The following is a 12705-nucleotide window of genomic DNA, read 5'->3' as shown; positions in this document are numbered from 1 at the left end:
ATCACCCCTCGTACCAGCCCTGGACGCGCGATCCGCGTTCGCCCTGGCCCCAGCGCGACGGTCCGCGGCCGCCGGACAGGGCGCCGTGCAGCGCGTTCTGCACGAACGTGTTCAGCGAGACGCCCTGGGCTGAGGCGGCCTGCTCGGCCTTGGCCTTCAGCTCCTCGAACAGGCGCAGCGTCATGCGGCTCATGTCGCCGCCCTCCGGAGGCGGGGGCGGGGCCGACTCCCCGGCCGGGCGCGACTCGCCGGAGACGACGACCCGCACGTCGCGGCCGTCGAGGCGGACGTCGACCACGTGGTCGGGCAGCGAGGCGGTGACCTCGGCGGCGAGGTCGGCCAAGGCGGTCATGACCGCCAGGCGGGCGGCGGGCTCCAGGGCGGCGGTGAGGGCGGCGGCGGCGCGGCGGGTGTGCTCGTCGCCGACGGCGGCGGCCGCGGTGAGGTCGTCCCGCAGCGCGGTGACATACGGCGTGAGGTCCATGACACCACCATGCCACCACATCTGACATCACGCCACCACCGCCCGCCGGACCGCCGGGTGAGCCGACATCGGCCGTGCCGCCAAAGATCCGCCGGATCGCGGGGCTTAGGCTGACCGGGCGAAACACAACAGGAGGGGTCACGTGGCCGAGACGGTGTCGCCCAAGGTGCAGCTCATCGCCAAGACGGAGTTCTTCCCCCCGGCGGACGTGCCGTGGTCGACCGACACCGACGGCGGTCAGGCGCTGGCCGAGTTCGCGGGCCGGGCGTGCTACCAGTCGTGGAGCAAGCCGAACCCGGCGACGGCCACGAACGCCGGCTACATCAACCACATCATCGAGGTCGGCCACCTGTCGGTGCTGGAGCACGGCTCGGTGAGCTTCTACATCACCGGGATCTCCCGCTCGCTGACCCACGAGCTGATCCGCCACCGCCACTTCTCCTACTCGCAGCTCTCCCAGCGCTACGTCCCCGAGCGCGAGGCCGCGATGGTGGAGCCGGAGGTCATCGCCGCCGACCCCGAGCTGCACCAGCTGTTCCTCGACGCCGCGCAGGCCAGCCTGGACTCCTACAACGCCCTCCTGAAGGGCCTTGAGGCGAAGTTCGCCGACGTGCCGAGCGCCACGCTGCGCCGCAAGCAGGCCCGCCAGGCCGCCCGCGCCGTGCTGCCCAACGCCACCGAGACCCGCATCGTGGTGACGGGCAACTACCGCGCCTGGCGCCACTTCATCGCGATGCGGGCCACCGAGCACGCCGACGTCGAGATCCGCGCGCTGGCCATCGACTGCCTGCGCGAGCTGCACAAGGTCGCGCCGAGCGTGTTCGCCGACTTCACCATCTCCGCGCTGGCCGACGGCACCGAGGTCGCCTCCAGCCCGATGGTCACCGAAGGATGAACCGGCTCGTCATCGACGTCGCCGACGGGGAGTACGCGGTCACCCGGCTCGACCCGGGCTCGTCGGTCCCTTCCGGCCTGTTCTCCGGCGCGGGCCTGGTGAGCGTCACCAGCACCGCCGCCGAGGTCTCGGTGGTCTGCCCGACCGCCGCCGCCCCCGAGGACGGCCGGACCGAGGCGGGCTGGCGGCTGCTGACGGTGCGCGGCCCGCTGGAGTTCACCCTCACCGGGATCATGGCCGCGCTGGCGGGGGCGCTCGCCCAGGCGGGCGTGCCGCTGTTCGCGCTGTCCACCTTCGACACCGACCACCTGCTGGTCCGCGACGCCGACCTCGACCGCGCGGTGGCGGCGCTGCGCGAGGCGGGTCACGAGATCGCCTGAGCGGTCGGTCCGAGGAAACGTCGGTCAGCTGAAACTCCGTCGCCGCCAGAGCGATGTGACCTACGATGCCCCGCATCCGCAGGAGGTGGACGTGTCCCAACAGCCAGGGCCCCTGGTCGCGCCGGGTAGCCAGCGCGTCATCGCCGGTCGCTACGCCGTGCTCCACGAGCTCGGCCGCGGCGGCATGGGCATGGTCTGGCTCGCCGAGGACACCACGATCGGCAGGCACGTCGCGATCAAGGAGCTGCACCTGCCCGACGGCACGCCCGTCGCCGAGCGGATGGTGTTCGAGGAGCGGGTGCTGCGCGAGGCGCGCACCGCGGGCAGGCTCAACGACCCGGCGGTCGTGACCGTGCACGACGTGCTCCAGGAGTCGGGCACGACCTACATCGTCATGGAGCTGATCCAGGCCCCGACCCTGGCCGACATCATCCGCGACCGCGGCCCGCTCAAGCAGGAGGCGGTGGCCCGCCTGGCCGAGCAGCTGCTGTCCGCGCTGGAGGCCGCCCACCAGGCAGGCGTCGTGCACCGCGACGTCAAGCCCAGCAACATCATGCTGGCCGCCAACGGCCGCGCGAAGCTCACCGACTTCGGCATCGCCCAGGCCGTGGACGACCCCCGGCTGACCACCAGCGGCCTGCTCATCGGCTCGCCCGCCTACCTCGCGCCCGAGCAGCTGCGCGGCGACGCCGCCAGCGCCGCCTCGGACCTGTGGGCGCTGGGCGCGGTGCTGTTCTACGCCGTGGAGGGCTATTCGCCGTTCGAGCGGGCCAACACCGCGGCCACGATGCACGCCATCCTCAACGAGGTGCCGTTCCTCACCCGCGGCTCCGGCGCGCTCGCCTCGATCATCACCGGCCTGCTCAACACCCACCCGCAGGCCCGCCTCACCGCGGCCCAGGTCCGCGGCCTGCTCGGCCACGTCCAGCAGGGCCCGCCGACCGGCCCGCACACCGGTCCGACCGCGATGTACTCCGGCGCGCACCAGACCATCGCCGCGCCCCGGCCCGCCCCCGCCCAGCGCGGCGGCGGCCTGGGCTGGAAGGTCGTGGCGATCCTCGTCGGGGTGATGGCGCTGGCGGGCGCCATCGGCGGGTTCGTGCTGAGCAACGCGATCAACGCCCCGGAGACCGACACCACCCAGGTCTTCACCTACGGCAAGAACGGCGAGGTCACCGAGTTCTCGGTGAGCAACGGCTACTGCAGCCTCAACAAGATCCAGCCCGGCGCGGCGATCTCCAGCACCGACACCTGCGAGGAGCCGCACGCCTTCCAGGTCTACGACGCGATCTCGCCCAACGGCGGCTCCGAGTACGACGCGGAGCGGCTGACCGCGTGGGCCAAGGCCTACTGCTCGTGGCGGTTGAACACCGGCCGCGTCGAGCCCACCCAGCTGGCGAACCTCTCGGTCGTGGTCATGATCCCGTCGCAGGACGCGTGGAACGCCAGCAGCAACTCCGGCGACAAGGCCGACGCGGTCGGCTGCGTGATCGTCAGGACGGACGGGACGATGCTGGCCGAGTCCTACGTGATCGACCCGAACTGACCGCGACCCTACTGCCGGTAGGGTGGAGGGCATGAGTGTCGCCAAGGACGAACGCGCCCAGCTCAGCGACCTGTTCGTCCAGGTCGGCCCCGACCAGCCCACGCTGTGCGGGGAGTGGACGACCCGCGACCTCGCCGCCCACCTCGTCGTGCGCGAGCGCCGCCCGGACGCCGCGGGCGGCATCCTGCTCAAGCCGCTGGCGGGCTACCTCGCCCGCGTGCAGGCCAAGATCGCCGCGAAGCCGTGGGACGAGCTGGTCCGCCTGGTCCGCACCGGCCCGCCCGCGTACTCCCCGTACGCGCTGCTGGACGATCTGGTCAACACCACCGAGTTCTTCGTCCACCACGAGGACGTGCGCCGCGCCCGGCCCGGCTGGGCGCCCCGGCCCGCCGACGCCGAGCGCGACAAGGCCCTGTGGGTGGCGCTGGGCAGGGTGGGGCGGATGATGTTCCGCAAGAGCCCCGTCGGCGTGGCCCTGCGCACCCCGGCCGGACGCGAGACCCCGGCTGGACGCGAGATCATGGCCAGGCGGGGGCCGAACACCGTGGCCGTCGTCGGTGAACCCGGCGAGCTGCTGCTGTACGCCTTCGGCCGCGACCAGGCCGTGGTGGAGTTCGAGGGGGAGCAGTCCGCGATCGGCGTCGTCCGCGGTCTCTCCCGAGGTCTGTAACCGCAGGTGGCCTGAGCCGCCCGCCCCCCGAAGAGGTAGCGTCACACTCCATGACCACATGTCCGACCGCCGCTCCCGGCAGACCGTTCGGCCGAGTGCTCACCGCCATGGTCACGCCTTTCGACGCCGACGGCAGGCTCGACGTCGACCGCGCTCAGCACCTCGCGCAGCACCTGGTCGACCTGGGCAACGACGGCTTGGTCATCAGCGGGACGACCGGTGAGTCGCCCACCACCACCGACGCGGAGAAGTCCGATCTGCTGCGCGCGGTCGTGGAGGCGGTCGGACACCGCGCGACCGTGGTGGGCTCGGTCGGCACCTACGACACCGCGCACACCGTGCACCTGGCGCGCGATGCCGAGAAGGCGGGCGCGCACGGCCTGCTGGTGGTCACCCCGTACTACTCGCGGCCGCCGCAGGCCGGGCTGCTGGCGCACTTCTCCACCGTGGCCGACGCCACCGGGCTGCCGGTGATGCTCTACGACATCCCGCCGCGCTCGGTCGTGCCCATCGAGGTCGACACGCTGCGCAGGCTCGCCGAGCACCCGCGCATCCAGGCGGTCAAGGACGCCAAGGGCGACCTGCTCGCGGGCAGCAACGTGATCGCCTCCACCAACCTCGCCTACTACTCCGGCGACGACGCCCTGAACCTGCCGTGGCTGTCCATCGGCGGGGTGGGCGTGGTCAGCGTCATCGGGCACGTGGTGGCGGGCAGGCTGCGCTCGATGCTGGACAGCTACGAGCGCGGCGACGTCGCCACCGCCCGCACCGTCCACAACGGAATGCTGCCGGTGATGCGCGCGATGAGCCGCGTCGGCGGCGTGATCTTCAGCAAGGCCGCGCTGCGCCTGCGCGGCGAGCCCGCGGGCGACCCGCGGCTGCCGCTGCCCCCGGCCACCGCCGAGGAGATCGCCGCCATCGCGGGCGACCTCGCCGAGGGCGGAGTCCCGCTGGCCGACAACCCGGCCACCCACCAGGCCGCGCACCGCGTGGCGCGCGCCGACGCGGCAGCCGCCTACGTTTCCACCACTACGCACACGAGCGCTGGGACGGTCCACAAGTGACAGTTAGGCCGACGAACCCGCCACCCGCACTGCCCGACGGCGCCCTCCGGGTCGTCGCGCTGGGCGGCATCGGCGAGATCGGTCGCAACATGACCGTCTTCGAGTACGGCGGCAGGCTGCTGATCGTCGACTGCGGGGTGCTCTTCCCCGAGGACCAGCAGCCCGGCGTCGACCTGATCCTGCCGGACTTCCGGGCCATCGAGGACCGCCTGCACGACATCGACGCGATCGTCCTCACCCACGGGCACGAGGACCACATCGGCGCGGTGCCGTTCCTGCTGCGGCTGCGCCCGGACGTGCCGGTCGTGGGTTCCCGGTTCACCCTGGCCCTGGTCGCCGCGAAGTGCCGCGAGCACCGCCTCACCCCGGTGCTGCGCGAGGTCAGCGAGGGCGAGAAGGCCTCCTACGGCGAGTTCGCCTGCGAGTTCTTCGCGGTCAACCACTCGATCCCGGACGCGCTGGCCGTCGGCATCCGCACGCCCGCCGGCCTGGTGCTGCACACCGGCGACATCAAGCTCGACCAGCTCCCGCTGGACGGCCGCCTGACCGACCTCGCCGGTTTCTCCCGCCTCGGCGACGAGGGCGTGGACCTGTTCCTGGTGGACTCCACCAACGCCGAAGTGCCCGGTTTCGTCACGCCCGAGCGCGAGATCGGCCCCATCATCGACAGCGTCATCGCCCGCGCCCGGCAGCGGGTCATCGTGGCCTGCTTCGCCAGCCACGTGCACCGCGTGCAGCAGGTGCTCGACGTCGCCGTCGCGCACGGCCGCCGGGTCGCGCTGGTCGGCCGGTCGATGGTGCGCAACATGGGCATCGCCGCCGACCTCGGCCTGCTCACCGTGCCGCCGGGCCTGCTGGTGAACCTGGACGAGGCCATGGCGATGCCGGAGCAGGACGTCGTCTTCGTCTCCACCGGCTCCCAGGGCGAACCGCTCTCGGCGCTCTCCCGCATGGCCCGCGGCGAGCACCGGCAGATCGAGATCCGCGCGGGCGACACGGTCATCCTGGCCTCCTCGATGATCCCGGGCAACGAGACCGCGGTCTTCGGCGTGGTGAACGGCCTGGTCAGGCTGGGCGCGCACGTGGTGCACCAGGGCAACGCCAAGGTCCACGTGTCCGGCCACGCGGCGGCGGGCGAGCTGCTGTTCCTCTACAACGCGGTCCGCCCGTCGAACGTGATGCCGGTGCACGGCGAGTGGCGCCACCTGCGCGCCAACGCCGCCCTGGCCGTGCAGACCGGGGTGCCCGCCGAGCGCGTGGTCATCGCCGAGGACGGCGTCGTGGTCGACCTGGTCGACGGCCAGGCCGCCATCTCCGGCCGCGTCGAGGTGGGCCACGTCTACGTCGACGGCCTGTCCGTCGGCGACGTCGGCGAGTCGACCCTGTCCGACCGCCTCATCCTGGGCGAGGGCGGCTTCATCGCCATCACCGTCGCCGTCGACTCCGCCACCGGCCGCGCGATGTCCTCCCCGACCGTCTCCGGCCGCGGCTTCTCCGACGACCCGAAGGCCCTGGACGAGGTCGTGGCGCTGGTGGAGAAGGAACTGGCGCACACCGAGGCCGAGGGCGTCACCGACACCCACCGCATCGCCCAGTCGGTGCGCCGCGCGGTGGGCCGGTGGGTGGCCGACACCTACCGCCGCAGGCCGATGATCGTCCCGACGGTCATCCCGGTCTGAGCGCGCTCAGCACGTACTCGGCTTCGGCGATCCACTGCCGCAGGTCTTCCACCGCGGGCGGCAGGTCGTAGACGTGGTGGTGCGCCGCGTGGCTGAGGGCACACCACAGCGCGCGGGCGCGGCGGGCGGTGTCAGCGCCCGCGTGCACCCGCAGCGCCAGCAGCTGCCCGCGCATCGATGCCGCCGCCAGCTCGGGGCACCGGCGCGCCCAGTACTCGCGCAGGGCGTTCTCCACGGCCAGGCGGGTCGCCCAGCAGATCCAGCGGCTCCAGTTGGCGCCGCTGGGGCCCGCGGCGTACAGCGAGCGGGCGGTGTCCAGGCGCAGGACGGCGCTCACCGGGCGATCCAGGCGGCGAGCCTGCGGGTGTTGTCGATGAGGACGAGCAGGTCCCCGCCGTAGGAGCGGTGGGCGCCCTGCTTGCACGCCCGCACGGTGTCGCCCGCCCACCGGCCGTGGGCGTTGAGCGCGGGCATCAGCTCGCCTTGGCGGGTGTCGTCGTCAAACAGGGCCAGGGTGAGTTTCGCGGTCGTCTTCACGGCCTTGGTCAGGGCTTCCTCGACCTCGTGGTGGGGGATTCCCCGCGCCAGCCGCACCCTGCGGACCTTGGCGTGGGCCGCGGCCTCCAGCGCGCTGCGACAGCAGGTCGCGGCGATCTCCCTGCGGACGTCGTCGGGGATGTCGGCGCGCTCCTTGGCGATGGCCCAGGCGTCGCCGAGGTAGGCGTCCACGGCGTCGCGGGAGCGCTCCAGGGCGACCGAGGAGCGCTCGCCGCGCACGACGTCCCAGACCGTGGCCTCGATGTCCTGCCTGCGCAGGGATTCGGTGAGCCGGTCGTCGTGGGTGAAGACCACCACCTGGCGGGTGGCGGCCACCTCGGCGAGCACCTGCGCCAGGCCGTCCACTTTGGAGGGGTCCATGGCCTGCACCGGGTCGTCGATGACGATGAAGCGGAACGGGCTGCCCTCGACCCTGGCGCGCGGCAGGAACAGCGCCAGGCCCAGGGCGTGCAGCTCGCCCTGGCTCATCACGCCGAGCGCGGTCGTCGCCTCGCCGTCCACGCGCACGTCCAGTTCCGCCCGCCGCAGGGTGCCGCCCTTGGCCAGGACGACGTCCTCCAGTGTGACGCTGCCGCTCTGCCGCAGCACCCGGTAGATCTGGCGCGTCTGCTCGGCGAACGGCCGCATCCGCGCGTCCCTGAGCGCCGCCGCGGTGTCCTTGTACCACTTCTCCGCCTTGGTCAGCGCCGCGTGCTCCGGCGCGCGTGCGGCCGCTTCCTCGGCCTTCTCGATCCACGCCGACAGCCGCACCGCCGCGGGCCGCCACACCTCGTCCAGCCTGCCCAGCTCCGCGCCGACCTCCTTGTGCAGCAGCGCGAGCGCGTCCACGAGCACCCGGTGCGCCTCAGCGAACCCGCGCTGGTCGGCCTGGTGCCAGGCCTGCCACGCCGCCAGGGCCTCGGCGGCCGACGGGACCTGTCCCAGCGCCGCGGGCGGCTCCGGGGCGAGCGCGCGCAGGGCGGTGACCGCGCGGTGGTGCTCGGCGCGCGCCGCGCGGAACGACCGGGCGGCCCGGCGCGCCGCCTCGATCTCGGCGCGCCGCCCGGCGTCCAGCGTGCCGACCTCGCACACCGGGCAGGCGCTGTCGCCGTGGCGGTCGTGGTAGCCCAGGACGCGGCCGTAGAGGTCGTCCAGTTCTTCGTCGATCGCCGCGCGCGTGCGGTCCAGCGCGGCTTCGGCGGTCTCCACGGCGCCGACCGCGCCCGCGACCTCGGCCGGGGTCGCGACGCCCACGGCGGCAAGGGCGCGCAGGTCGGCGGCGTCGTCGGTCTGCCCGCCGACGGCGATGTCGATCAGCCGGTCGAGTGGGGGAGCGGTGAGCGCGAGGGCGGCGTGGGCCTCGCGGGCGCGGTCGTCATCGATGGCGGCGAGGTCGGCCAGCAGCGCGGCCTTGCCGTCCTTGACCTCCTTGCGGAGCTTGTCGACGCGCAGCCGCGGTTCGCGCAGGCGGTCCTTGGCATCGTCCAACTTCTCCAGGCCGAGTACGCGGTGCAGGGCGTCGTGCAGCTCGGTGGGCCTGCTGTCCACGAGCCTGCCCAGCTCGGTGTAGGACAGGAACGGCCGGTGCACCTCGAAGGCGCGCCGCCACCGCTGCCCGTCGTAGGCGACGCGCCTGCCGCCCGGCGCCTGCACGGTCCAGGCGCGCTCGTCCAGCTCGGCCCCGTCGGCCCAGGCCAGCCGCAGCGTCGTGGGCCCGCCGGTCCCGGAGACCAGCACCTGCACCTCGACGGCCGCGCCGGTGCGCGTGTGCAGGTTGCGCCAGCCGCCCTGCCACTGCTTCCGCGTGGCGTCGGCCTTGCCGTCCCAGCGCGAGTTCCGCCCGGTCAGCGCCATCTCGACGCTCTCGGCGATGCTCGACTTGGCCGAGCCGTTGCGGCCGGTGACCAGTGTCAGGCCGGGACCGGGAGCCAGCGGCAGGCGCACCGTCTCGCCGACGCCCCGGAAGCCGCGCACGGACACCGAGGCCAGGTACACCTCGGCGGAGTCCGCCGGGTCGTCGGCGGCGGCCGACGGCGTGGCGGGTGCGCGCTCGATGGCCAGCCGGACGGCGTCCTCTCCGTCCAGGGCGGCCAGGACGAGTGCGCGCGGCCAGCCGGTCAGCCCGGATTCCGCGAGGTGGTGGTGCACAAGCCGGTCGAGGGGCAGCTCGGCGCTCATACCTGTAGAGGCGCGCGAACCCGCCGGGTGTTACACGCTGGGGTCTTGTTTCCGGGCACTACAGCCGATCGAGCAACCCGATCGTGCGCTGGAGGACGTGGCCCGCGGTGGTCGGGTCGTAGGCGGGCAGGCTGCTGTCGGTGGTCAGGTGGTCGGTGCCGGGGTAGAGGAACAGCTCCGCGCCCGGCGCCTGTTTGACCAGCTCGCGGGCCACGTCGGCGTCGCCCCGCTCGTCGTGTTCGGCGGTGTGGATCTGCAGGGCGACCGACGGCGGCCAGGTGTCGCCGAAGAAGCCGAGCGGGACCGCGGCGTGGATGAGCACGGCGGCCTGGGCGCCGCGACGTGTCTGGGCGAGCTTCTGGGCGGGCAGTGCGCCGAGGGAGAAGCCGACGAAGACGGTGGCGTCCGGGTCGGCGGCGGCAGCGCCCCGCTCGGCGATCGCCGCCATGCCGGCCGACTCCGCGTGCGCCATGCCCTCGGCCAGGGGGGCAAACGTTTGCCCGTCGAACAGGTCCGGGGTGCTGACGCGGTGGCCGTGGGCTTCCAGCGCGCTCGCGAACGCGCGGACGCCGTCGGTGAGGCCGTGCACGTGGTGGAACAGGGCGATCGAGGCCATGGGCGGAAGCTACCCGGTTTGGGCGGGCCGCGGTCGGGCTACTCGGCGGTATGACCGCGATGCCGCCCGATCCCGATCCCGACCTCACCCCCGGCCTCGAACCGGGCGGCGGGGTGCGGCCGGGCGAGACGCCGCCGGACTCCGGGAGCACGACGCCCGGGGTCTCCCGGCCGGAGACCTACCGCTCGCGCACGGGCGCTGTCGTCTGGCTCGTGGTGATCGCGCTGTTCACGCTGTCGGTCATCGGGTTCATCGTGGCGCAGATCGTCGGCTGGATCAGCGCCTTCTGAGGAGCCCGCGCCGCGGATCGCGCGGCGCGGGCCTTGCCTCAGCGGGCGGTGAGCACCGCGCCGCGCCCGGGGAGGGGCTCGAAGCGCTGCGCCTGCTCGTCGAGCATCAGCAGGGTCCCGGTCGGGATGTCGAAGAACAGCCCGACCAGGCGCACGCCGGAACTCGCCAGCACCGGCATCTCCCGCAGCGCGCCCAGCTGCACGGCCACGTTCACCATCGCCAGCTGGTCCACTTCGGACCAGCCGTCGGCCGCGGCGTGCAGGCCGAGGGGATGCCCGGCGCGGTAGGCGGTCAGGCTCGGCTCGGCCCAGCTGAGCCAGCGGCCGATCGGGCCGTCGGACGGGCCCGCCAGCAGCGCCGTCATCGCGCCGCAGCCGGAGTGCCCGCACACCATCACCACGGGCACGCCGAGGTTGTCGACGGCGTACTGCACTCCCGCGTGCACCGACAGGTCGCCGGAGGTGCGCGGGTCGGGCACCAGGTTGCCGATGTTGCGCACGGTGAACAGGTCGCCCGGGCCGGAGGCGGTGATCACGTTCGGCACGATGCGCGAGTCCGCGCAGGTCAGGAACATCGCGTTCGGCGCTTGCGCCGCGGCGAGCCTGCGCAGGTGCGGTCGCAGCACCGGCGCGCCCCTGCGGTGGTACTCCCGCGCGCCGGTCATCAGCGGGCGCAGCGCGTCGTGCCCGCGGACCTGGCGCGGGATCACCGGGTGCACGCGCTGCCAGTGCGACCACGGCGAGAACCACCGCGGCACCGGCAGGCCCGCCTTGCGGCGGGCCGTCGGACCGGGGCCGCCGATCTCGTCCACCACCACGCTGCCCCCGCCGCTCTCGTGCGCGGCCCGCCAGGCGGCGAGGTGGTCGAACGCGGCGTGGTCGAGGTAGTCGACCACCAACTCCAGGTGCACCGCGGCCCCATCGGGGACCTGGGCGAGGACGCGGGCCAGCCGCGGCAGCGACAGGAAGCTCAGGGTGCCCTCCACCACGACGGCACAGGTCGGCCTGCCGTCGGCGTCGGGGTCACCGGGCTCGACCCTGACCCGCGCCCAGACGATGCGGCGCAGCGTGGCGAGCAGCGCGCAGGCCAGTCCGATCAGGACTCCCTGCAGCAAGTCGAGGAAGACGACGCACGTGATCGTCACCAAGTACACAGCCAGCTCGCCGTGCCTGCGAGCCGAGGTGATGTTGCCCCAGTTCACCAGTTGAACACCCACGACCACCAGCAGACCGGCCAGAGCGGCCATCGGGATCTGCTCCACCAACCCCACCAGAAACACCGAGAACACCAGGATCCACACCCCGTGCAGCACCGCCGACGCGCGCGTGCGCGCCCCCGACCGCACGTTGGTCGAGCTGCGCACGATCACCCCGGTGACCGGCAGTCCGCCCGCCATGCCCGAGGCGATGTTGGCCAGCCCCTGCCCGCGCAGCTCCCGGTTGAGGTCGGTGCGCGTGCCGGGCTTCATCTTGCCCACGGCCACCGCCGACAGCAGGCTCTCCACGCTGGCGATGAGCGTCATCGTCAGCACGCCCGCGGCGAAGGCGGCCCACTGCCCGTCGGGCAGCGCGGGCAGGTGCAGCGCCGAGAGCGGCGAGTCCGGCAGGGAGACCCGGTCGATGGCCAGCCCCAGCGCGGCCACCGTCGCCACCGCGACCGCGACGAGCTGCCCCGGCACCACTCGCGCCTTCGCGGGCAGGCGCGGCCACAGCACCAGCAGCGCGACGACACCGAGGCCGACCAGCGCGGCGGCCGGGTCGAGCCCGAGCACCGCCGAGGGCAGCGCCGTCAGGTTCTCCCAGGCCGCGCCGGGGGCCTGCCCGCCGAGGAGCACGTGCGCCTGGCCGAGCACGATCGTGACGCCGATGCCCGCGAGCATGGCGTGCACCACGGTGGGGGAGACGGCGAGCGCGGCCCGCCCGACGCGGCAGGCGCCCAGCACGACCTGCAGGACGCCGGCGAGGACGGTGATGGCGCAGGTGGTGTACCAGCCGAACTCGGCGATGAGCTGGGCGACGACGACGGTCAGCCCGGCGGCCGGTCCGCTGACCTGGAGGGGGGCGCCGCCGAAGATCCCGGCGACGATGCCGCCGATGACGGCGGCGATGAGCCCGGCGATGACGGGGGCTCCGGAGGCGGCGGCGATGCCCAGCGAGAGCGGGACCGCGACCAGGAAGACGATGAGCGAGGCGGGGATGTCGTGCCGTGCGTCCCGCGCGAGCCACCGCCGTGGTGGCGAGTGGGCGTGCGCGGGGCCGGAGGCGGGTGATCCGCCCATGGTGGAACCTCCCAGCGGAGTCGGGTGTGGTGTCGCAGAAGGACGCGATGTGCACATGGTGACCGATCGGACACGCGCTGTCGCGTC

General features: G+C 73.5%; 12 protein-coding genes. 7 read left to right on the top strand and 5 right to left on the bottom strand.

Annotation, left to right across the window (positions count from 1 at the left end):
- Position 1 precedes the first annotated feature (1 nt).
- Positions 2 to 484 carry a toxin-antitoxin system HicB family antitoxin gene (locus tag ACFPM7_RS19720; RefSeq protein ID WP_378249129.1) on the bottom strand — a complete coding sequence of 161 codons (483 nt, stop codon included), beginning with the start codon at positions 482 to 484 and terminating at the stop codon, positions 2 to 4.
- Between the two features lie 142 nt (positions 485 to 626).
- Between ACFPM7_RS19720 and thyX the strand changes: the two genes are divergently transcribed.
- From thyX to ACFPM7_RS19690, 6 genes are all read left to right on the top strand, one after another.
- A complete protein-coding gene (thyX, locus tag ACFPM7_RS19715) occupies positions 627 to 1379 on the top strand; it encodes an FAD-dependent thymidylate synthase (protein WP_378249128.1) in 753 nt (250 codons plus the stop codon).
- The gene (locus ACFPM7_RS19710; RefSeq protein WP_378249127.1) at positions 1376 to 1759 is read left to right on the top strand and encodes an ACT domain-containing protein; all 384 of its coding nucleotides are present in this window, start codon (positions 1376 to 1378) and stop codon (positions 1757 to 1759) included. The genes thyX and ACFPM7_RS19710 overlap by 4 nt, the downstream gene beginning before the upstream one ends.
- 91 nt (positions 1760 to 1850) lie before the next feature.
- Positions 1851 to 3305 carry a serine/threonine-protein kinase gene (locus ACFPM7_RS19705; protein ID WP_378249126.1) on the top strand — a complete coding sequence of 485 codons (1455 nt, stop codon included), beginning with the start codon at positions 1851 to 1853 and terminating at the stop codon, positions 3303 to 3305.
- 31 nt (positions 3306 to 3336) lie between these two features.
- On the top strand, positions 3337 to 3975 hold the full coding sequence (locus tag ACFPM7_RS19700; protein WP_378249125.1) for a TIGR03085 family metal-binding protein: 639 nt from the start codon (positions 3337 to 3339) through the stop codon (positions 3973 to 3975).
- 50 nt (positions 3976 to 4025) lie between these two features.
- Entirely contained in the window at positions 4026 to 5039 is a 1014-nt protein-coding gene (dapA, locus tag ACFPM7_RS19695; RefSeq protein WP_378249124.1) for a 4-hydroxy-tetrahydrodipicolinate synthase, read from the top strand.
- On the top strand, positions 5036 to 6718 hold the full coding sequence (locus ACFPM7_RS19690) for a ribonuclease J (RefSeq protein ID WP_378249123.1): 1683 nt from the start codon (positions 5036 to 5038) through the stop codon (positions 6716 to 6718). The genes dapA and ACFPM7_RS19690 overlap by 4 nt, the downstream gene beginning before the upstream one ends.
- On the opposite strand, the gene ACFPM7_RS19685 is transcribed toward ACFPM7_RS19690, so the two are convergent.
- The 3 genes from ACFPM7_RS19685 to ACFPM7_RS19675 are packed head-to-tail and all read right to left on the bottom strand — an operon-like array spanning position 6705 to position 10049.
- On the bottom strand, positions 6705 to 7055 hold the full coding sequence (locus tag ACFPM7_RS19685; RefSeq protein ID WP_378249122.1) for a hypothetical protein: 351 nt from the start codon (positions 7053 to 7055) through the stop codon (positions 6705 to 6707). The genes ACFPM7_RS19690 and ACFPM7_RS19685 overlap by 14 nt on opposite strands.
- Positions 7052 to 9433: an AAA family ATPase gene (locus ACFPM7_RS19680; protein ID WP_378249121.1), complete on the bottom strand. Its 2382-nt coding sequence runs from the start codon at positions 9431 to 9433 to the stop codon at positions 7052 to 7054. The genes ACFPM7_RS19685 and ACFPM7_RS19680 overlap by 4 nt, the downstream gene beginning before the upstream one ends.
- A gap of 58 nt (positions 9434 to 9491) precedes the next feature.
- The gene (locus ACFPM7_RS19675; RefSeq protein ID WP_378249120.1) at positions 9492 to 10049 is read right to left on the bottom strand and encodes a dienelactone hydrolase family protein; all 558 of its coding nucleotides are present in this window, start codon (positions 10047 to 10049) and stop codon (positions 9492 to 9494) included.
- Positions 10050 to 10099: 50 nt separating this feature from the next.
- On the opposite strand from ACFPM7_RS19675, the gene ACFPM7_RS19670 reads away from it, so the two are divergent.
- Positions 10100 to 10339, top strand: coding sequence for a DUF6480 family protein (locus tag ACFPM7_RS19670; protein WP_378249119.1), 240 nt, complete (start codon positions 10100 to 10102; stop codon positions 10337 to 10339).
- 38 nt (positions 10340 to 10377) lie between these two features.
- Here ACFPM7_RS19670 and ACFPM7_RS19665 read toward each other — a convergent pair whose 3' ends face one another.
- Complete coding sequence (locus tag ACFPM7_RS19665) at positions 10378 to 12618, bottom strand: SulP family inorganic anion transporter (protein WP_378249118.1); 2241 nt, start codon at positions 12616 to 12618, stop codon at positions 10378 to 10380.
- Positions 12619 to 12705 lie beyond the last annotated feature (87 nt).

It is taken from the genome of Actinokineospora guangxiensis, assembly GCF_042657845.1.
Taxonomy (GTDB): domain Bacteria; phylum Actinomycetota; class Actinomycetes; order Mycobacteriales; family Pseudonocardiaceae; genus Actinokineospora; species Actinokineospora guangxiensis.
The sequence above is the reverse complement of the archived record's forward strand: the minus strand, read 5'-3'. Positions and strand labels throughout refer to the sequence as shown.

Bases quoted from the DNA above. Each gene is read 5' to 3' on its own strand.
- ACFPM7_RS19700 (WP_378249125.1), top strand. From the start codon at position 3,337: ATGAGTGTCGCCAAGGACGAACGCGCCCAGCTCAGCGACCTGTTCGTC.
- dapA (WP_378249124.1), top strand. From the start codon at position 4,026: ATGACCACATGTCCGACCGCCGCTCCCGGCAGACCGTTCGGCCGAGTG.
- ACFPM7_RS19670 (WP_378249119.1), top strand. From the start codon at position 10,100: ATGACCGCGATGCCGCCCGATCCCGATCCCGACCTCACCCCCGGCCTC.
- ACFPM7_RS19710 (WP_378249127.1), top strand. From the start codon at position 1,376: ATGAACCGGCTCGTCATCGACGTCGCCGACGGGGAGTACGCGGTCACC.
- ACFPM7_RS19680 (WP_378249121.1), bottom strand. From the start codon at position 9,433: ATGAGCGCCGAGCTGCCCCTCGACCGGCTTGTGCACCACCACCTCGCG.
- ACFPM7_RS19720 (WP_378249129.1), bottom strand. From the start codon at position 484: ATGGACCTCACGCCGTATGTCACCGCGCTGCGGGACGACCTCACCGCG.
- ACFPM7_RS19675 (WP_378249120.1), bottom strand. From the start codon at position 10,049: ATGGCCTCGATCGCCCTGTTCCACCACGTGCACGGCCTCACCGACGGC.
- ACFPM7_RS19665 (WP_378249118.1), bottom strand. From the start codon at position 12,618: ATGGGCGGATCACCCGCCTCCGGCCCCGCGCACGCCCACTCGCCACCA.